This window comes from Mycolicibacterium austroafricanum (genome assembly GCF_000612725.1).
In the GTDB taxonomy this organism is placed as follows: domain Bacteria; phylum Actinomycetota; class Actinomycetes; order Mycobacteriales; family Mycobacteriaceae; genus Mycobacterium; species Mycobacterium austroafricanum.
On sequence record NZ_HG964454.1, the window covers coordinates 167,776 to 186,581 of the forward strand.

Consider the following 18,806-nt stretch of genomic DNA (forward strand, 5'->3'; position numbering starts at 1 on the left):
TGATGCGATGACCTTGATCAGGACCACGCTGTCTGCGGCTGTGGTTGCGTGTGGTTTGGCCGCCGGGATGCTGGGTTCGGGCGCGCCGGCGGGCGCACAACCCGCCCCGCCGCCCGCGCCCGTCCAGGGCGAGGTCCCGCCGGCCTGGGCGCCGCCGAAGCCTGCAGAGACCTGGGCCGGACATCCGGTCGTGTGGTACTCGGGCTGGGGCGGACGCTGGGGCGTGTGGATCAACGGCAGCTTCATCTCGCTGACGTCGAACCCGGTCACGGGCGGCGGCTGATCCGACGAGCGAGGCCCTGCGGGCCCTGCCGGCCTATACAATTTCTGCGGGAAAGAGCCGCGGGTCGACGACGAAACAGATGAAAACGGAGTAACGATGACTGCACTGATGAGTCGCGTCGCGCGGGTGGGCCTTGGGTTCCTCGGAGCCGCGGCGGTCTGTCTGGGCACTGCAGGCCCGGCGCTCGCCGATTCCACCGAGGACTATCCGATCCCGCGTCGGATCATCCACACCACGTGCGATGTCGAGCAGTACATGGCCGCGGCACGGGACACCAGCCCGGTGTACTACGAGCGCTACATGCTGGACAGGAGCAACCGGCCACTCGACGTCCAGCAGGCCGCGTTCGACCGCATCCACTGGTTCTTCTCGCTCGATCCGGTGGGACGCCGCCAGTACTCGGAGAACACCGCGACCAATATCTACTACGAGCAGGTCGCGACCCGTTGGGGCAACTGGGCGAAGCTGTTCTTCAACAACAAGGGTGTCGTGGCGCACGCCACCGATGTCTGCATGAACTATCCCCGCGGCGACATGTCCGTGTGGAACTGGCCCGTCGCCCGATAACTGCCGTCACACGAATCCGCCTTCTGCAGCGAAAGTTCGAAGAACCACGCTGGAGAAGGCGGATTTCTGTTGCTGCTGAGGATGGCGCGCGGATACCGCGCGCTACTGCCGCGCCTGGTCGAGGATCGGCAGCTTGTCGGGGCAGTACGTCCGCAACCCCGCGGCGAGGAACTTCCACGCCTGTTCGGTCGTAGCGCCCTTCTCCAGCTGGTTGTGCACGAAATCCGCCGCCTCGAAGGCGTTCGCGTCGACGCCGGTGGTGATCCGCTTGCACGTGATCTTGCCGATCCAGGCGTTGTAGTCCTTCTGGCCGTAGATGCCGTACGTGTTCAGCTCGTTGGTGAACGCCGTGTCGGGGTCGGCGGCAGCGGGTGCCGCCGTCACCAGTGCGGCCGCCGCGGCTGCGACACCGATCAGAATGCTCCTCATGCCTTCACTCCTTCTGATGGATCTGATTGCAGCCCACCGGGTCTCGGCCACGGCGCCGGCACGGGGCGAGTACGCACCCGTTGCGGCCACCAGAACCACGGACCCAACAGCGCCGCGATCGACGGGGTCATGAACGCGCGGATCACCAACGTGTCGAACAACAGGCCGAGGCCGATCGTGGTGCCGACCTGACCGATCACGGTCAGCTCACTGACCGCCATCGACATCATCGTCAATGCGAAGACCAACCCCGCGGCCGTCACCACCGACCCGCTGCCGCCCATCGCGCGGATGATGCCGGTGCCGATGCCCGCGTGTATCTCCTCCTTGAGCCGCGAGACCAGCAAGAGGTTGTAGTCCGCGCCCACCGCCAACAGAATGATCACCGCCATGGCGAGCACCATCCAGTGCAGCGGCTGGCCGAGGATGTGTTGCCAGAACAGCACCGACAGGCCGAACGAGGCGGCCAGCGACAGCACCACGGTCCCCACGATCACCGCCGCCGCGACGATGGCCCGGGTCAGGATCAACATGATGATGAAGATCAGGCCCAACGCCGAGATACCGGCGATCAACAGGTCGTAGTTGTTGCCGTCCTGCATGTCCTTGAAGGTCGCTGCGGTGCCGCCGAGGTAGATCCTCGAACCTTCCAGCGGGGTGCCCTTGACGGCCTCCTTCGCCGCGGTCTTGATCTTGTCGATCTTGGCCACGCCTTCGGGGCTCAGCGGGTCACCTTCGTGGGAGATGATGAACCGCACCGCATGACCGTCGGGGGACAGGAACTGCTCCAGGCCGCGCTGGAAATCCTTGTTCTCGAAAATCTCCGGCGGCAGGTAGAACGAGTCGTCGTTCATCGAGTCGTCGAATGCCTCACCCATGGCGTCGGCGTCCTCCGACATCGCCGCCATCTGATCCTGCTGACCCTTCTGGGACTGATACATCGTCAGCATCATGGTCCGCATGGTTTTCATGGTCTCGATCATCTCGGGCATGAGCGCGACCATCTGCGGCATCAGGCTATCGAGCCGTTTCATGTCCGGCAGGATTTCGCGGAAGTCGTCGGTCATCACGTTGATGCCGTCGAGGGTGTCGAACACCGACCGGAGCGCCCAGCACACCGGGATGTTGTAGCAGTGCGGTTCCCAGTAGAAGTAGTTGCGGATGGGGCGGAAGAAGTCATCGAAGTTGGCGATGCTGTCGCGCAGGTCCTCGATGTCGGTGAGCATGTTCTCCATCTTCGAGACCATGGAGTGCGTGATCTCGGCCATCTGCTCGGTGAGATTCGACATCTTCTCCATGGTCGCGATGGTGTTCGCCATCTCGTCCGCCTGGACCAGCATGTCGGCCATCCGGTCCTGCATGTACTTCTCGTTGAGCCGCTGCGTGGTGCCCTGCATGCTCATCTGGAACGGGATCGACGTGTGCTTGATCGGCTTGCCGTCGGGCCGGGTGATCGCCTGCACGCGCGCGATTCCCTCGACCTTGAAGATGGCCTTGGCGATCTTGTCGATGACGAGGAAGTCCGCCGAGTTCCGCAGGTCGTGATCGCTTTCGATCATCAACAGCTCCGGGTTCATCCGGGCCTGGTCGAAATGGCGATCCGCGACCGCGTAACCCTGGTTCGCAGGCAGATCCGCCGGCAGGTAGTCGCGGTCGTTGTAGTTGGTCTTGTAGCCGGGCAGCGCGAGCAGACCGACGAGCGTGATCGACATCGCCGCAACCAGGATCGGACCCGGCCAGCGGACGATCGCGGCACCGATCTTGCGCCAGCCGCGGATGCGCATCGCGCGCTTGGGCTCGAGCAGTTTTCCGAACCGGGTGGCGACGCTGATGATCGCGACCATCAGCACAACGCCGGCCATCACGACCACGAACATGCCGATCGCCAGCGGGATACCCATGGTCTGGAAGTACGGCAGTCGGGTGAAGCTCAGGCAGAACGTCGCGCCGGCGATGGTCAGGCCCGAGCCCAGCACCACGTGCGCGGTGCCGTGGAACATCGTGTAGTAGGCGGACTCCTTGTCCTCGCCGAGCGTTCGGGCCTCCTGATATCGGCCGATCAGGAAGATTGCGTAGTCCGTGGCCGCGGCGATGGCCAAGGTCACCAACAGGTTGGTGGCGAACGTCGACAGGCCGATGATCTCGTGATAGCCGAGGAATGCCACGACACCTCGGGCCGTGGTCAGCGACAGCACCACCATGACCAGGGTGATCAACACGGTCACGATGGACCGGTAGACCAGCAGCAGCATGATGATGATCACCGTGAAGGTGGCCGCCTCGATGAGCCGCATGCTGCGGTCGCCGGCGATGTGCTGGTCGGCGGCCAGCGCGGCCGGGCCGGTCACGAACGCCCGGACGCCCGGGGGTGGCTCCAGGCTGTTGACGATCTGCTGGACCGCCTTGACCGACTCGTTGGCCAGCGCCTCGCCCTGGTTACCGGCGAGCTTGACCTGGACGTAGGCGGACAATCCGTCGTTGCTCTGGGAACCCGATGCGGTGAGTGGGTCGCTCCAGAAGTCCTGTACCGACTGCACGTGCGTGGTGTCGGCCTCCAGACGGTCGACCAGCTCGTCGTACCAGGCATGGGCCTCGTCGCCGAGGGGCTGATCGCCCTCGAAGACGATCATCACCGAGCTGTCGGAGTCGCCCTCCTCGAACAGTTGGCCGACCTTCTTCATCGAGATCATCGACGGCGCGTCTTGCGGGCTCATCGACACGGCCTGCATCTCGCCGACCTTCTCGAGCTGCGGCACGGTGACGTTGACGATGACGATCAGCGCGATCCAGCCGAAGATGATGGGAAGGGCGAACAGCCGGATCATCCGGGGGATGAACGGGCGGTGCGGTTGGCGCGCGGCGGGGAATTCGTCGGTGCGGGCGTCCGAAACGGGTGCGCTCATGCGGATTTCACAAAGCAGAAGGTCTGGGCGTTCAAGCCGTCGGTCGTCCTCTCGTCCTTCAACTCGTCGTCGACGAAGATCCGGCACGTGATCGTGGAGCCGTCACCCTGGGCGACGATATTGGGCGCCGCCGACGGCTCGGTGGTCTCCAGCGTCAGAGACCACGGCAGGGCCGCGCCGTCGACACGCTGCGGCTTGGCGTCCAGGTCGAGATAGTTCACGTCGGCATACGACCCCGACCCGGTGATCTCGTATCGCACGACCTTCGGGTCGAACGGTTCGGGCAGATCGGCGAAGTTGCGCGGCGTCTCGATGATGCCCTCGGCGCCGAAGAACGTGCGGATCCGCGCGACCGTCAAGCCGGCGATGACGACGACGACGACGATGAGCAAGGGCAGCCACACCTTCTTGGCGATGGCGATCACGACTGCCTGCCCCGACTTTTGGCGCGCATTTGACCCCTGGATTTCGTATCTTTGGTTTAGCAGATCGTAACTTAGCCCGTATAAGTTCTCACCCAGCGACAGATTAGCTCAAGTCAATGTGGTGCTGCTAACTCGTTTCTCGTGTGTGCGAACCACGTCACTTTTCGGTCCTGATTGCCATAGGATGCTGAGCGGTCGCACAGTCGGTGAGGAGCGTGTCGGTGGCGGACGATCTCTATTACGACCCCTACGACCAGGGCATCGTCGCCGATCCCTATCCCACGTACGCGCGACTGCGCGACGAAGCACCGCTGTACTACAACGGGCGTTACGACTTCTGGGCGCTGTCGCGCCACGCCGACGTCGAGAAGGCGCTCCAGGATTGGTCGACGTTCTCCAACAGTCGCAGCGACATCCTCGAACTGATCAAGTCCGACTTCGACATGCCCAAGGGCGTGATGATGTTCGAGGACCCGCCGGAGCACACGATGCTGCGGGGGCTGATGTCGCGGGTGTTCACCCCACGACGGATGGCAGAGATCGAAGACCAGATCCGCCGGTACTGCGTAAACTGCCTCGACCCGTTGATCGGCTCCGACGGCTTCGACGTCATCGCCGAACTTGCGGCGATGATGCCCATGCGGGTGATCGGCATGCTGCTCGGCATCCCGGAGTCAGAGCAGGTCTCGGTGCGCGACGCCAACGATGCCAACCTGCGGACGAGGCCAGGCGCGCCGATGAAGGTCGCCGACCCCGACCGGATCGCCGACGGTCGCATCTACTCCGATTATGTGGAATGGCGTGCGGCCAACCCGTCCGACGATCTGATGACCGCGCTGCTCAACGTCGAGTTCACCGACGAGGCGGGCGTGCACCGCAAGCTGACCCGCAAGGAGGTCCTGCACTACACCCAGGTGGTCGCAGGCGCCGGCAACGAGACCACCGGACGACTGATCGGATGGCTGGCCAAGGTACTCGCCGAACACCCGCAGCAGCGCCACGAGATCGTCGAGGATCGCTCACTGCTCGGCCGGGCGGTCGACGAGACCCTGCGCTTCGAACCCACCGGTCCGCACGTCGCGCGCTATCTGGCCAGAGATTTCGAATACGACGGCACGACGGTGCCGGCAGGCAGCGCGATACTGCTGCTGTTCGGTGCGGCCAACCGCGACGAACGCCGCTACCGGAATCCCGACACCTTCGACATCCACCGCGACAACATCAGCCACCTCACGTTCGGGAAGGGGCTGCACTACTGCCTGGGCGCCAACCTGGCCCGGCTCGAGGGCCGGGTCGCACTCGACGAACTGCTCAACCGATGGCCCGAATGGAACATCGACTACGACACCGCGCGCCTGGCCCCGACCTCCACGGTGCGCGGCTGGGAGCACCTACGGATGCTGGTCGGCTGAGCCGGAGTCGTCGCCGTCGGCCGGATTGGTTTCGCCGCCTCCGGCGGCCGACTCAGATTCGCCGCCTCCGGCGGCCGCATCCAGGACGCTGACGGCGATGCCGTACGGCAGGAACCGCACCCGCCGCTTCGGGTCGACGTTGTCCTTGTTGGCCCGCAGCGCGTCCAATTCGGTCGGGTACACCTGCTCGATGTGGGCGCCGCCGGTGGCGTCGGTCGTGTAGATGGCCCAGACACCGTCGCCGGCCTCGCCGGTGGTCTCGGGCTGGGTACGGGGCCGCGCACCGCGCGAGAACTCGTCGAACAACGTCGACCAGCCCGCCCGCCCCAGCGCCTCACGCAATCCCTCGCCCGCTTCGCGGACCACGCGCTCGAAATCTTCGGGGTCGAACCCGAACGGGCCGTTGCTGCTGCTCATGAACACCAGTGTGCCCGTCGCGGCAGGCCTAGTCGACTGTCGGCGGCCCAGGTGGTAGGCATCCATATGCCCTTCACACGAGCCGACGTGTTGTCGGCGGCGCAGCAGTCGCTGGCAGCCGCGGGAGCACACGACCGCGGCGGCTGGATCGGTCTGTTCACCGCCGACGCGCGGGTCGAGGATCCGGTCGGTTCCGCGCCGCACCGGGGGCACGTGGCGCTCGGGCACTTCTACGACACCTTCATCGGCCCGCGCGTCATCACCTACCGCCCGGACACCGACATCGTCGTCGGTACCACCGTGATCCGCGACCTCGAACTCGACATCCAGATGGCCCCCACGCTGACCATGCACGTCCCGACCTACATTCGCTACGACCTGCGCGCCGACGGTGACGAGCTCAAGATCGCCGCGCTTTCGGCCTACTGGGAGCTGCCCGCGATGATCGGCCAGTTCGCCCGTGGGGGGCTCGGCGCCGTACCCGCCGGCATCGCCTTGGGCAGAAGCATGGTCGCCAACCAGGGCCTGTCGGGTGCGCTCGGCTTTCTCGGCGGGTTCCGCGGCCTGGGTGCGGGCGGCGGAACGCTCTTCGCACGCTTCCTCGACGATGCCTGCGGCGGTGACGAGGTCGGAATCCGCCGCCTGGTGTCCGACGCCCCCGTCACCGCCGGCGACAGCGAACCGATGACCTCCTCGGACCTCGTCAAGCAGCTCGCCGGCGGCGCCTGGAGCAAGCTCGTCAGCTCCGGCCGCTCGGTCGCGGCCCGCGTCGAGCACGACGGCCGCCGCAGCGTGCTCATCGGCGAGATCGGAGGCACCGGCCGCGCCGGCGCCAAGATCGCCCGGATCCGGTTGTTCGGCGACATCCATTGACGCGGTCTCTCGGCACGGCCATGGTTTCGGCCACGTTGTCGCGCCGGGCACGCAAGACGTGAGAACGTAGGCAACACCATGTCCGATTCTGCGTCTGAGCCCGTCCCCGCCGAATTCCTGACCTACGAGACGTTCGGCCGCCGGTTCTTCGAGATCGCGGTGACCGAGGAGCGTGTCGGCGCCGCGATCGGGGAGATCGCCGGCGAGGCCTTCGAAATGGGCCCGATCGCGCAGGGCCCGGGCCGACTGGCCAAGGTGACGGCGAAGGTGAACATCCAGCAGCCCCGGGTGAGCCGGCAGCTCGGCGAGCTGATCACCTTCGCCATCCGGATACCGCTGGAGATCGACATGGTGGTCGACCTGCGGATCGACAAGCCGAAGTTCATCGTGTTCGGCGAGATCGCGCTGCGCGCCACCGCCAAGGCGGCCGAACCGCTGCTGCTGATCCTCGACGTCCAGAAGCCGCGGCCCGCCGACATCGCGATCCACGTGACGTCGAAGTCGCTGCGTGCCGAGGTGGTGCGCATCATCGGCGGCGTGGACGCGGAGATCAAACGCTTCATCGCGTTGCACGTGGCCGGTGAGATCGACAGCCCGGCGTCCCAGAAAGCCAAGATCATCGACGTGGCCGAGCGCCTGGACGAGGCCTGGACCGGCGTCTGACCCCGGGGTGATGGGCCTACCTCAGGCGGTGAGCGCGGCGAGCGCCGGGCGCCGCGGGGCGCGGCCCTCACCGACCGACTTGCCCCGCAGGTGCGTCCACAGCCAGGGCATCAGCATGTTCTGGGTCCACAGCACCTGCGAGTACATCCGCGACCGCAGCGACGGCTGCGCCGCCGACGGGTCGGCCAGCGCCCAGGCGTGACTGCTGCCGGGCAATCCGAGCGCCTCGGCGGCTGCCGCCGCGAACAGCATGTGCCCCTTGGGGGAGCCGTGCACCCGGTCGATACTCCACGTGTCGGGCTGGGTCATCGAAGGGGCCACCGACAGGTCGACCAGCCGGAACCCGTGCCGCTCGGCGGCGACGCGGATCCGGGCGTTGATCGCCACCACCCGCTTGGCGAGCACCCGGCCGATCGGAAGGATCCTGGCCAAGTCGGGAAACGTGGTGGTCACCACCGTGGCATCAGACGCAGCCAGGCGCTCGTGCAACTCGTCGAGCTGCTCGAGCGCACGCTCGAAGCCCGGACCCGGCCGTGTCATGTCGTTCATCCCGATGCAGAGGGTGATGAGGTCCGCACGCATCTCCAGCGCACGCGGCAGCTGCTCGTGGAGGACGTGACCAATCTGCTTGCCGCGGATCGCCAGGTTCGCGTAGTGCAGGCCCGGCCGAATACCGTCGAGCATCTCTGCGAGACGGTCGGCGAAACCGGCAAGGCCGGTCTCGTCGTCGCCGTCCCAGAGCCCCTCTGTCTGACTGTCGCCCAACGCGACATACCGGCAGTACCCCGTCATTTCATCCTGACGCTCGCACCGGCCCATCCTCGCACGGGATATCGTCGAGCGGTGCCCAAGCTCAGTGCCGGCCTGCTGTTGTTCCGGGAGTCCGACGGCGTGCTCGAGGTGCTGCTCGGCCATCCTGGCGGACCGTTCTGGGCGCGCAAAGACGAAGGCGCATGGTCGATTCCCAAGGGCGAGTACACCGAGGGGGAGGACCCCTGGGCGGTCGCCCAGCGGGAGTTCACCGAGGAGCTCGGCAAACCGCCGCCCACAGGTCCGCGGATAGATCTCGCGGCGGTGCGTCAGCCGGGCGGCAAGGTCGTCACCGCGTTCGCCGTGTGCGGTGACCTCGACCTCTGCGACACCGTCAGCAATACGTTCACCCTCGAATGGCCCAGGGGCTCAGGAACATTCAAGGAGTTTCCGGAGATCGACCGGGCGGCCTGGTTCGGCCTGGCGGAGGCCCGGGCGAAGCTGCTGAAGGGGCAGCTCCCGCTGCTCGACCGGCTGGAGGAGGCACTCGGACGCGGCGGGCCGGACGTGTCTCGATCGCGTTGATCGTCAGCGCGCGGCCGTGGAACCGCCACCCTCTCGGGGTCCGCAGGTACTCGTCGTCGTAACGCAGGTGCCACACCACGTCGGTCGCCGAATCGCCGGCGACGGTCCAGTGGTGGGCCACGCAGGTGATCCTGCCCAGCGCGTACCCGGCCACGTCGCCGCGGGCGTACACCTCGCCGACGATGGCATGCTCGGTGCGCGTCACCGCGGCCAAAGCGGACAACGCGCTGCGCACCCCGTCGCGTCCGAGGTGGCGACGTGTCGGCTCCAGGGACCTCGGCGGTTCCGGGACGCGCAATTCCGCTGTCTCGGTGAACAGTTCGAGCACATCGTCGAACCTGCGGTCGTCGACGGCCGACGCGTACAGGTGCACCAGGTCGCTGACTGCGAGCCGGTCCGCCACGTCAAGCGTCACGGGGTCACAGATCCAGCGTCAGGCCGGAGCCGTCCCCGGCCCGGGACACGCACGTCAACATCAGTCCTGCGGCGCGCTCTGGACCGGTCAGCAGCGTGTCGCGGTGCTCGACCGAACCCGCGAGAACCCTGGTCCGGCAGGTTCCGCAGAACCCCTGCTGGCATGAGTACGACGCGTCCACCCCGGCCCTGCGCAGGGCGGCCAGCAATGTCTCGTCGGCGCCGACGTCGACCTGCTGCCCGGTGGACGCGACCGTCGCCTGGAAGGGCCGTCCGTCGGTGACCGGTGGTGCGGCGAAACGTTCGAAGTGCAGTTCGACGTCGTCACGTCCGACGAGCGCGGCGCGCACGGCGGTGAGCATCGGGGCCGGGCCGCACGCGTACACGGCCGTGCCGTCGGCACAGTCGCCGAGCAGTTCGGCCGCCGCGGGCAGCCCGTGACGGTCGTCGGTGCGGATGTCGACGGCTGCGCCGAACGCGGTGACCTCGTCGACGAACGGCAGGCTGTCGACGCTGCGCCCGGTGTAGACCATCGACCAGTCGACGCCGAGGCGCCGGGCCAGGCCGAGCATCGGAAGGATCGGGGTGATGCCGATTCCGCCTGCGATGAAACGGAATCGGCGGGCGGGGGAGCCGTATCCCGGCACGGTCAACGGGAAGGCGTTGCGCGGCCCGTGGGTGTGCACCGTCGAACCGATCTCGAGCGCGTCGTGCACCTCGACCGAGCCGCCACCGCCGTCGGGAATGCGCCGTACGGCGATCCGGTATTCAGCGGAGTCGGGGTCGCCGCACAGCGAGTATTGCCGGACGCGTCCGCTGGGCAGGTGCACGTCGAGGTGTGCGCCCGGGAACCACCGGGGCAGGCGGTCGCCGGCCAGCGTCAGTTCGACCACATCCTGGTCGTGGGCGACGACCCGGCGCCCGGTGACGGTCAGCGGGATGGTGTCCGGACCGGCGGCAGGCATCCGGACGCGCCGTACCGCCGCGGAGGCCGCGAACATCCCGGCGATCGCGGTCTCGGCAATACCGAGCATCACGTCGTGACGCAGGCGCCCCGACGGACTCGGCGGCGTCTGCCTGAACTGGCTGAACAGCCGCGTCATAGGTGCGCCGCGCGGGCCGCCGGCGAGGACGCCAGGTAGGCGACGGCCTGCGCCGTGGAGCCCAGTTGCTCCGGCGCATACCCGGGCCGGAAGTAGCCGAGAGTGCTGGACCCGAACAGCTTTCGATACTTCGGGAGCAGTCCGAGCTTGGAGTCGCGCATGCGCATCCGGTTGAACGCCCACCAGTTGGCATCGACGCCGGGGTCGTGCTTCACCAGGTACCAGGCGGTCCGTTGGAAGAAGACGAAGAGCATCGTGGCCGCCACGGACATGGCACGGATTCTGGCCAGGTAGCTGTCGTGGAAGTACATCGCGACATCGTGTGCGACGCTTCGGTGTTCGACCTCTTCGCTGCCGTGCCAGCGGAACAGGTCGACCAGCGTGGGGTCCGCTCCGTGATCGTCCCAGGTGCAGTTGAGTGCGAAATCGCCCATCACCGCGGTGTAGTGCTCGATCGCGGCGATCAACCACAGCCGGTCACACAGGTGGCTCCAGCGCCGGGACTCGTCGACCGTCTCGTCCGGTGGGGCGAGAACGCCGGTGAACATGTGCTCGATCTGGGCGAGGATCGGAGCGGGGTTCACCCCGTGGCTGACCATGAACTCGTGCAGGACCTGGTCGTGCACGTCGGCGTGGGTGGCCTCCTGGCCGATGAAGCCGCGGATGTCATCGGCCAGCTTGGGGTCCTTGACGAGCGGCAAGGCCTCGTTGAAGGTCTGGACGAACCACCGCTCCCCGGCGGGCAGCACGATGTTGAGCACACTGACCACGTGCGAGGCGACCGGGTGGCCGGGGATCCAGTGCAGCGGCACGTCGGCCACGTCGAAATGCACCTTGCGCGCCTGGATCTGCACGGGCCCCGGGTCGATCTCGGCGTCGAAACGGCGCGGTCGCAACATCTGCGGCTCCTGTTCGTCGGTGAACTTCGAGCTGAGTTTACGACGAATTAGTGGGAACGCAGGTACCGGCTAACGTCCGGAGGTCAGGGCTGCGGCGAAGTGTTCGCGATGATGGGGGCGCCCTGACCGGCGGGCATGTTCGACACGACGCCGGGTGCGGGCGGCGCCATCCCGGCGCCGGGGGCACCGGCGATCGGCACCATCGGGGTCGGGGTGACCGTGGTGACGCCGTTGGCGCCGACGGTCGGGCCACCCGTGGGGCCCATGGCCTTGATCTGGTCGGCCGCCTCCTGGGTGCAGTCCAGCATCAGCAGCATGCGGCCGCCGCTGGTCACCTTCTGCTGACCGACCAGGCACGCCGACTGCGGCAGCACGCTGCCGGTCGAGCCGCCGAAGTAGGCCTTGACGCCCTGGCTCTTGAGAATGGCCAGTGCGCGACCGTACTGCTCACCGACGACGTTGTACGGGCTCGTCTGAGTTGACGGCTGCGAGATCGCCACACCGGCACCGATCAGCGCGACTGTTCCGGCGGCGATCATTCCGCCGCTGAGCACAACGAGCTTGTTCACTACAACTCCCTCGGTTCGGTATGCGGTGCGAACATATCGCAGCAGTGACGAATGTGAAACCGCTGCAGAGGCCGCCGGCGTTACACGGACGGCACTTGCCGGGTGGTTATCCCCAGATCCGGATTCATCCACAAGTCGGGATTCTGGGGTTCGTGCGGGCCGGCGGGCACTGCGATAATCGAATGTATGTACTGCTTATCTACTTAAGTGGACCTATGCTGGTCAGCATGGGTATCCAGGGCGCTCCCGTGGGTGGTGTGGACTATCCACGGACCTACCAGGAATTCCGGGAGTGGTTCCCCGACGATGCCTCGTGCGCAGCGTATTTGGCCCGTTTGCGCTGGCCAGACGGCTTTCGATGTCCATCGTGCGACCACGATCGGGCGTGGCAAACCTCGACCCGACACTGGAAATGCGTGAGCTGCGGCCGCAAGACCTCCGTCACGGCGGGCACCATTTTTCATCGCACCCGGACCCCGTTGAGTACGTGGTTCGCCGCCATCTGGTTGGTCACCTCGCAGAAGAACGGTGCATCAGCCAAGAATCTGCACGACATGCTCGGCTTGGGCTCTTACGAGACCGCCTGGGCGTGGCTGCACAAACTGCGCCGGGCCATGGTGCGCCCTGACCGAGAATTGCTCAGCGACGTCGTTGAAGTCGACGAGTCTTTCCTCGGCGGCCGCGCCACCGGCAAGCTAGGGGCCCCCACCAGCAAGGCGCCAGTCATGATTGCGGTGGAAAACCTTGGGCCGCAAGTGAATCGAAAGCTTCGGCTAGGCCGCGTCCGACTCGGCGTGGCAGACTCTCCAGGCTCGAAACAGCTCGTCGACTTCGCCCGCACGACCGTCGAACCTGGCTCCGTCATCCGCACCGACGGCGCCCGCATGTTCCGCACCCTGGCCAGCGAAGGCTTCAAACACGAGTACATCTCCGGTTACAGCTCACCAGAGCCCGGCCACGTCACCCTGCCGGGGCCACACCGGGTGGCCTCATTGCTCAAGCGCTGGAACGCCGGCACTCATCACTACCGCGTCGAACGCGAGCACCTGCAGTACTACCTCGACGAATTCACTTTCCGGTTCAACCGACGCAGATCATCCGCCCGCGGCATGCTCTTCTACCGGCTGCTGCAGCAAAGCGTCAACACCGACCCTCACCCGCTGGCCGAACTGGTAAGCCGCACGTCAGAGCTGTTCCCGCTCAACGACAATGCCGCCGAATTCGTGCCCAGCGACACCCACGGAGAATTCTGACATCTCGGTCCACTTAAGCAGATAAGCAGTATGTATGTTCGGTTCGGTGTTCGCGGGTTTGGACGAGTCCGCGTTGATCGCTGTGATCGAGCAGTGTGCGCGTGAGGAGGCCCAGGCGGGAGCGCGTAAGTCGGCCGCGATCGCGGCGTTGGTGTACGAGTGCGTGACGTTTGACGATGTGCGTGATGGGTGGGTGTGGGACTCGTGGGCCGCGACGGCCTGCGAGCTCGGAGCCGCCCTGAACATGGGGCACAAGCGGGCCTCGGGCCAGATGCGCATCGCCGTCGCCCTGCGGGATCGGCTGCCCAGGGTCGCCGCCCTGCATGCGCAGGGCCGGCTCAGTGCCCGGCTGATCGGGCAGGTCACCTGGCGCACCCGGCTGGTGCAGGACCCGCACCTGCTGGCGCTGGTGGATGCCGAAATGGCGGAGAAGGCCCTGCGGTGGGAAGCGCTGTCCGATGACAAGCTGACCGCAGCCCTCGACGCGGTGATCGAGCGTTATGACCCCGATGCGGTGATTCGGGCCCGTGAGGTGGTCAAGGGCCGCGATTTCCACATCGGGGCCAGCGACGACCCCGATGCGCTGGTCACGGTGTGGGGCAAGATACTCGGCTGTGACGCCGCGGTGCTGGCCGCACGGATCGCGGCGTTGCTCAAAGGGATCTGCGACAACGACCCCCGCGACATGGGTGACCGGCGTTCGTGCGCGGTCGGGGCCATCATTCACGGCCAGGACCAGCTGTCCTGCCGCTGCGGCTCCCCCGACTGCACCGCCTCTGCGCCACCGGCGCCGGGTTCGTCGAATGTGGTGATCTCGGTGCTCGCCGACCCCGCCGCACTCGAAGCCGTCCGCCGGCTGATCGCCTCCCAGGACCGCGAACAACAAGACAAGCTCACCGAGAACACCCCGCCCAGGACAGAGCCCGCCCCGGAGTCGGAGCCTGCGGGAGAGGCCGTCGAACCCGAGCCTCAGCCGGCCAGCGAGGACGAATCACCCGAGCCCACCGAGCCCGAGGCTGAGCCGGAGCCTGAGCCCGGGCTCGAGGTCGAGGCCGAGGCTGCGGGAGAGGCCGTCGAACCCGAGCCGCAGCCGGCCGGTGACGGCGCGTCTGCCGGGCCGTTGGTGCCGAATCCCCTTGCGTGTGTGCGGGATTCGGGGGTGGCGTTGCTGCCCGGGGTGAAGGTCTTGCCGTTGGTGGCGTTGGCTGAAGCGATCCGGGCCGGCGCGGCGATCAAAATCCTGTGGCTGCCCGGCCCCGACCCGGAACCGCACTACCGGCCCTCGGCCAAGCTGGCGGCGTTCGTGCGTGCCCGGGACCTGTTCTGCCGTTACCCCGGCTGTGATGTGCCCGCCGAGCGCTGCGACCTCGACCATGTGGTGCCCTATCCGTACGGGCCCACCCATCCGTCGAACCTGAACTGCAAATGCCGTACCCACCACTTGGGCAAGACGTTCGCCGAGGGCTGGCAGGAACAGCAGTTCCCGGACGGGACGGTGCTGTGGACGACCCCGGCCGGGCAGCGCTGCACCACGGTGCCCGGTAGTTGGTTGTTCTTTCCCGGTTGGGACACCACCACCGCCGAACTCCCGCCGATGGCCCAGCCGCCACCGGATCCCGACCGGCTGGCCAAGATGCCGAAACGACGACGTACCCGCGCCGCCGACCAAGCCGCCCGCATCAAAGCCGAACGCGAACACAACGCCATCCAGCGCGCCCTCGAACGACAACAGGCCCTCGACCGACAACCGAGAACCGAAGCCGGACGAATTCGGGGTGAAGGCCGACCGCCGGCACCCAGCTACGGCGACGACCTCCCACCCTTCTGAGGTTCGACCGCTGGGTCAGACTCGCGGTTCTACCGCGGCACGCATCGCTTCACACAGGGTCGCAGCGCGCTCGTCCTCGAAGATGTCCTCCAGCAGAATCTGCCTGCCGTCCGGCCCTGCGAGCGGCACACGCCAGTTGGGGTACTCGTTGGTCGTTCCCGGCTGGTTCTGGGTTCGTACCTCGCCCACAGCGTCGGCCAGCGACAGCGCGAGCAGCCGCGACGGCGTGCGACCGAGGTACCGGTGCAATGCCAGCACGACCTCGTCGACGTCGGGGGTCTCTCCGCCGAGCAGCCCGACCCGGCGTAGCTCGGCCATCCACGCCTGCTGATGTGCGCCGTCGGCGGCCAGCTCCTCTTCGGCCGGCCGTGTGAGCAGTCCGAGTTCGTCACGCAGCCGCACATGTTCGCCTGCCAGATACCCGGCCGTCGGCGGCAGGTCATGCGTCGTGACCGCCGACAGACACGACTGCCGCCACCGTTCCGCCGGCAGCGGCCCGCCGTCGCCGTCGTGATCGCCCTCGAACCACAGGATCGACGTGCCGAACAGCCCGCGGTCGCGCAGATAATCGCGCACCCACGGCTCCACCGTGCCGAGATCCTCCCCGACGACGACCGCGCCGACCCGGTGCGCCTCCAGCGCGACGATCCCGATCATCGCCTCGTGGTCATAGCGCACATAGGTGCCCTCGGTCGGCAGCGCTCCCTTCGGAATCCACCACAACCGGAACAGGCCGATGATGTGGTCGATCCGCACCCCACCGGCATGCCGGAGGATCGCGCCGACCATCGCCCGAAACGGTTCGTACGCCGCCTCCGCAAGCCGGTCAGGTCGCCACGGCGGTTGCGACCAGTCCTGACCCAGCTGGTTGAACTCGTCCGGCGGGGCGCCTGCCGTCACACCCAGCGCCAGCGCGTCCTGCAGCGCCCAGGCGTCGGCGCCGTCGGGGTCCACGCCGACCGCGAGATCGTGCATGATGCCCAGCTCCATGCCGGCCTGGATGGCCCGATCCTGCGCGGTCGACAGTTGCTCGTCCACGAGCCACTGCAGCCAGCGGTGGAAGTCGACCTCGGCATGGTGATCCCCGACGAAGGCGGTCACCGCCTCGTTGCGCGGGTGCTGCAGTTCCTCGGGCCACTGCCGCCAGTCGGCCCCGTGGTGCTCGGCCAGTGCGCACCAGGTGGCGAAGTCGTCGAGGCTGTGCCCCTCGCGCTTCCGAAACGCCTGATAGGCGATTTCCCGGCCCGCCGAGCGCCCGACCAGATACAGCGTCTCCAGTGCCGCTCGTTTGGCCTTCCAGGCGCTGTCCCGGTCGATCCGCTCGGACCTGTTCGCGCGGGCCTGCACCTGAGCCTGCGCCTTGCGGATTCGACCGCGGTGCCGGACGTAGGCGAATTCCGGCACGGCCTCCACCCGCAGGTACATCGGATTGACGAAGCGTCGCGACGTCGGCAGATACGGCGACGGCTCCATCGGGGCCACAGGCGCTGCGGCGTGCAACGGGTTCACGAGCACGAAACCGGCGTGATGCCGCGCGGCCGACCACACCGCCAGATCGGTCAGATCGGTCAGATCGCCTACCCCGCAGGAGTTTCCGGAGCGCACGCTGTAGAGCTGGGTGGCCAGGCCCCAGGCGCGGCCCGCCCGGAGCCTGGTACCGCGATCCAGCGTGGACGGCGACACGATGACGATGGTGCTGACGTCGGACGAACCCACCTGCAGGTGCAGCCGGTGATACCCGATCGGAAGGTCCGGCGGTAGCTCGAAGGTGGCTTCGCCGACCAGTCGCCCATCGAGATCGTAAGGCGGCCTGTTGTTTTCGAGCTGACGAAGTCCGGTCCGGACGCTGCCGTCCTCCAGTCGCAGCCACAGCCTGGCCGGGTCACCGTGGGTGACGTGCACCCAGAACGGCTCCGCCGTGCCGGTGCGCCCGACGATCGAGGGAGGTAGTTCGCGGGCCCAGTGGTCGCGCTCGTGCCGGGAGAGGGCCTCGGCGCGGTCCTTCTCGGTGGCGGCGGCCACACCCAGCGCGTCGAGCACCGCGATCAGGGTGGCCGCCGACACCGGCACCGGCCTGCCCGTCCAGTCCGTGTACTCGCTTGCCACCCCATACCGTCGCGCGAGCTCGACCAGAGCCGCGGGCACTGCAGTGTCGTCCGACATGGCGCCAATCTTGCCCTGTGAAGCGGCATTGCAAACGCCGAGCACGGCCCGGGCGTTCGGTAGGGTCGCTCATCATGGCGCCAGAACCGCTCGGCAGCGGCGAAGCGCGCAACCGACGGGCCCGGATCGCGGTCGCCGCGCTGTTCCTCACCAACGGCGCACTGTTCGCCAACCTGCTGCCCAGGTACCCGGAGATCAAGGCGGACCTGGCGATGTCGAACGCCGCCTACGGGGCCGCCGTCGCCTCGTTCTCGGCAGGCGCGCTGCTGGCCGGCCCGACCGCCGCGGCCCTGATCCGGCGTTTCCAGTCGTCGCGGGTCGCCCTCGCCACGACCGTCGCGCTGGCGGTGTTGATCGTGGTCGCCGGGTTGGCCGGCACACCGCTGCTGTTCGCCGTGGCGCTGTTCGCCGCCGGTGCCTGTGACGCCGTCACCGACGTCGCGCAGAACGTCAACGGGCTTCGGCTGCAACGCAACTACGGACGGTCGATCATCAACTCCCTGCATGCGGTCTGGGCGGTCGGCGCGATCGTCGGCGGCCTGATGGGAGCGGGTGCGATCGCCTTGCAGATTCCCCGCCCGATCCACCTGGCCGCCGCGGCGGTGCTGTTCTGCGGCGTCGTGCTGGCCGCATACCCGTCCCTTCTGCACGGCCCCGACCACGACGACCACCCGTCGACGCGCAACACGGACGGCTCGGGCGTCCGCGCGGTGGTGCTGCTCACCTTGCTGGCGTTGGTCGGCATCGCGGTCGCCGGTGCGACGGTCGAGGACGCAGGCAGCTCCTGGGCGACGCTGTATCTGCGCGACAGCCTCGGAGCCCCCGGCGCGGTGGCCGTCATGGGCTACATCGCGCTGGTGGGATTCATGTTCATCGGGCGGATGACCGGAGATCGACTGGTGGATCGGTTCGGCGAGCGCGCGGTGGCGCGCAGCGGGGGACTGATCACCGCGGCAGGCATGGGCGCCGCGTTGGCGTTCCCGTCGGTGCCGGGCACCATCGCCGGGTTCGCCGCCGCGGGCCTCGGCGTGGCCACGGTGATCCCCGCGGCGATGCGCGCCGCCGACGAACTGCCCGGGCTGCGCGCCGGCACCGGACTGACCGTCCTGACCTGGCTGATGCGTGTCGGGTTCCTGGGCGCACCGCTGATCGTGGGTGTCGTCGCCGATGCGACCAGCCTGCGGGCCGGCCTGCTCACAGTCCCGGTCGCGGGGGCGGCGCTTGTCGTCCTCGCCGGGGTTCTCGGCTCCCGCTGCCGGGGGTGATCGGT

At 67.5% G+C, this 18,806-nt stretch carries 18 protein-coding genes and 1 pseudogene; 9 read left to right on the forward strand and 10 right to left on the reverse strand.

Translation table 11 applies throughout. The annotated features are described in order from the left end of the window. Positions 1 to 7: 7 nt before the first annotated feature. Entirely contained in the window at positions 8 to 283 is a 276-nt protein-coding gene (locus tag BN976_RS17905; protein ID WP_036372645.1) for a hypothetical protein, read from the forward strand. Between the two features lie 96 nt (positions 284 to 379). Further along, on the forward strand, positions 380 to 850 hold the full coding sequence (locus tag BN976_RS17910; RefSeq protein ID WP_011780398.1) for a DUF5078 domain-containing protein: 471 nt from the start codon (positions 380 to 382) through the stop codon (positions 848 to 850). A gap of 102 nt (positions 851 to 952) precedes the next feature. Here the strand turns inward: BN976_RS17910 and BN976_RS17915 are convergent, their stop codons facing one another. Genes BN976_RS17915 through BN976_RS17925 form a run of 3 tightly spaced genes read right to left on the reverse strand, consistent with a single transcriptional unit; the run spans position 953 to position 4,607 of the window. Then, the gene (locus BN976_RS17915; RefSeq protein WP_036372648.1) at positions 953 to 1,279 is read right to left on the reverse strand and encodes a DUF732 domain-containing protein; all 327 of its coding nucleotides are present in this window, start codon (positions 1,277 to 1,279) and stop codon (positions 953 to 955) included. Continuing rightward, a complete protein-coding gene (locus BN976_RS17920; RefSeq protein ID WP_036372650.1) occupies positions 1,276 to 4,182 on the reverse strand; it encodes an MMPL/RND family transporter in 2,907 nt (968 codons plus the stop codon). The genes BN976_RS17915 and BN976_RS17920 overlap by 4 nt, the downstream gene beginning before the upstream one ends. Further along, entirely contained in the window at positions 4,179 to 4,607 is a 429-nt protein-coding gene (locus BN976_RS17925) for an MmpS family transport accessory protein (protein WP_036372652.1), read from the reverse strand. Before BN976_RS17925 ends, BN976_RS17920 begins: the two co-directional genes overlap by 4 nt. A 221-nt stretch (positions 4,608 to 4,828) precedes the next feature. Between BN976_RS17925 and BN976_RS17930 the strand changes: the two genes are divergently transcribed. Then, on the forward strand, positions 4,829 to 6,019 hold the full coding sequence (locus BN976_RS17930) for a cytochrome P450 (protein ID WP_199558973.1): 1,191 nt from the start codon (positions 4,829 to 4,831) through the stop codon (positions 6,017 to 6,019). Here the strand turns inward: BN976_RS17930 and BN976_RS17935 are convergent. After that, a complete protein-coding gene (locus BN976_RS17935) occupies positions 5,999 to 6,436 on the reverse strand; it encodes an Rv0313 family protein (protein ID WP_011780393.1) in 438 nt (145 codons plus the stop codon). The two genes, BN976_RS17930 and BN976_RS17935, sit on opposite strands and share 21 nt — an antisense overlap. A 66-nt stretch (positions 6,437 to 6,502) precedes the next feature. Between BN976_RS17935 and BN976_RS17940 the strand changes: the two genes are divergently transcribed. Together BN976_RS17940 and BN976_RS17945 are read left to right on the forward strand one after the other, a co-directional pair. Then, on the forward strand, positions 6,503 to 7,309 hold the full coding sequence (locus BN976_RS17940) for a nuclear transport factor 2 family protein (protein ID WP_036372658.1): 807 nt from the start codon (positions 6,503 to 6,505) through the stop codon (positions 7,307 to 7,309). A 78-nt stretch (positions 7,310 to 7,387) separates the two neighbouring features. After that, the gene (locus BN976_RS17945) at positions 7,388 to 7,972 is read left to right on the forward strand and encodes a hypothetical protein (protein WP_011780391.1); all 585 of its coding nucleotides are present in this window, start codon (positions 7,388 to 7,390) and stop codon (positions 7,970 to 7,972) included. 21 nt (positions 7,973 to 7,993) lie between these two features. On the opposite strand, the gene BN976_RS17950 is transcribed toward BN976_RS17945, so the two are convergent. Next, the gene (locus BN976_RS17950; protein ID WP_036373185.1) at positions 7,994 to 8,764 is read right to left on the reverse strand and encodes an SGNH/GDSL hydrolase family protein; all 771 of its coding nucleotides are present in this window, start codon (positions 8,762 to 8,764) and stop codon (positions 7,994 to 7,996) included. A 51-nt stretch (positions 8,765 to 8,815) separates the two neighbouring features. On the opposite strand from BN976_RS17950, the gene BN976_RS17955 reads away from it, so the two are divergent. Next, a complete protein-coding gene (locus BN976_RS17955) occupies positions 8,816 to 9,307 on the forward strand; it encodes an NUDIX hydrolase (protein ID WP_036372661.1) in 492 nt (163 codons plus the stop codon). A gap of 22 nt (positions 9,308 to 9,329) precedes the next feature. On the opposite strand, the pseudogene BN976_RS32755 reads toward BN976_RS17955, so the two are convergent. The 4 genes and pseudogenes from BN976_RS32755 to BN976_RS17970 form a co-directional block, all read right to left on the reverse strand. Then, positions 9,330 to 9,722, reverse strand: a pseudogene (locus BN976_RS32755) (nuclear transport factor 2 family protein); the annotation flags it as partial. A gap of 4 nt (positions 9,723 to 9,726) precedes the next feature. Further along, a complete protein-coding gene (locus tag BN976_RS17960; protein WP_011780387.1) occupies positions 9,727 to 10,824 on the reverse strand; it encodes a PDR/VanB family oxidoreductase in 1,098 nt (365 codons plus the stop codon). Further along, a complete protein-coding gene (locus tag BN976_RS17965; RefSeq protein ID WP_011780386.1) occupies positions 10,821 to 11,723 on the reverse strand; it encodes a metal-dependent hydrolase in 903 nt (300 codons plus the stop codon). Before BN976_RS17965 ends, BN976_RS17960 begins: the two co-directional genes overlap by 4 nt. 83 nt (positions 11,724 to 11,806) lie before the next feature. Further along, positions 11,807 to 12,292, reverse strand: a complete 486-nt coding sequence (locus tag BN976_RS17970; protein ID WP_011780385.1) for a hypothetical protein — start codon at positions 12,290 to 12,292, stop codon at positions 11,807 to 11,809. A 248-nt stretch (positions 12,293 to 12,540) separates the two neighbouring features. Here BN976_RS17970 and BN976_RS17975 point away from each other — a divergent pair, with 248 nt between their 5' ends. Beyond that, positions 12,541 to 13,545, forward strand: a complete 1,005-nt coding sequence (locus BN976_RS17975) for an IS1595-like element ISMva1 family transposase (protein WP_036373187.1) — start codon at positions 12,541 to 12,543, stop codon at positions 13,543 to 13,545. Positions 13,546 to 13,579: 34 nt separating this feature from the next. Next, complete coding sequence (locus BN976_RS17980) at positions 13,580 to 15,373, forward strand: HNH endonuclease signature motif containing protein (protein WP_036372664.1); 1,794 nt, start codon at positions 13,580 to 13,582, stop codon at positions 15,371 to 15,373. Between the two features lie 15 nt (positions 15,374 to 15,388). Here BN976_RS17980 and malQ read toward each other — a convergent pair whose 3' ends face one another. After that, on the reverse strand, positions 15,389 to 17,536 hold the full coding sequence (malQ, locus tag BN976_RS17985; RefSeq protein ID WP_036372668.1) for a 4-alpha-glucanotransferase: 2,148 nt from the start codon (positions 17,534 to 17,536) through the stop codon (positions 15,389 to 15,391). 74 nt (positions 17,537 to 17,610) lie between these two features. Here malQ and BN976_RS17990 point away from each other — a divergent pair, with 74 nt between their 5' ends. After that, the gene (locus BN976_RS17990; RefSeq protein WP_011780381.1) at positions 17,611 to 18,801 is read left to right on the forward strand and encodes an MFS transporter; all 1,191 of its coding nucleotides are present in this window, start codon (positions 17,611 to 17,613) and stop codon (positions 18,799 to 18,801) included. Positions 18,802 to 18,806: the final 5 nt, after the last annotated feature.

Coding starts and splice junctions, on each gene's coding strand:
- BN976_RS17905 (WP_036372645.1), top strand. CDS start 8: ATGACCTTGATCAGGACCACGCTGTCTGCGGCTGTGGTTGCGTGTGGT.
- BN976_RS17910 (WP_011780398.1), top strand. CDS start 380: ATGACTGCACTGATGAGTCGCGTCGCGCGGGTGGGCCTTGGGTTCCTC.
- BN976_RS17915 (WP_036372648.1), bottom strand. CDS start 1,279: ATGAGGAGCATTCTGATCGGTGTCGCAGCCGCGGCGGCCGCACTGGTG.
- BN976_RS17920 (WP_036372650.1), bottom strand. CDS start 4,182: ATGAGCGCACCCGTTTCGGACGCCCGCACCGACGAATTCCCCGCCGCG.
- BN976_RS17935 (WP_011780393.1), bottom strand. CDS start 6,436: ATGAGCAGCAGCAACGGCCCGTTCGGGTTCGACCCCGAAGATTTCGAG.
- BN976_RS17940 (WP_036372658.1), top strand. CDS start 6,503: ATGCCCTTCACACGAGCCGACGTGTTGTCGGCGGCGCAGCAGTCGCTG.
- BN976_RS17945 (WP_011780391.1), top strand. CDS start 7,388: ATGTCCGATTCTGCGTCTGAGCCCGTCCCCGCCGAATTCCTGACCTAC.
- BN976_RS17950 (WP_036373185.1), bottom strand. CDS start 8,764: ATGACGGGGTACTGCCGGTATGTCGCGTTGGGCGACAGTCAGACAGAG.
- BN976_RS17960 (WP_011780387.1), bottom strand. CDS start 10,824: ATGACGCGGCTGTTCAGCCAGTTCAGGCAGACGCCGCCGAGTCCGTCG.
- BN976_RS17965 (WP_011780386.1), bottom strand. CDS start 11,723: ATGTTGCGACCGCGCCGTTTCGACGCCGAGATCGACCCGGGGCCCGTG.
- BN976_RS17980 (WP_036372664.1), top strand. CDS start 13,580: ATGTTCGGTTCGGTGTTCGCGGGTTTGGACGAGTCCGCGTTGATCGCT.
- malQ (WP_036372668.1), bottom strand. CDS start 17,536: ATGTCGGACGACACTGCAGTGCCCGCGGCTCTGGTCGAGCTCGCGCGA.
- BN976_RS17990 (WP_011780381.1), top strand. CDS start 17,611: ATGGCGCCAGAACCGCTCGGCAGCGGCGAAGCGCGCAACCGACGGGCC.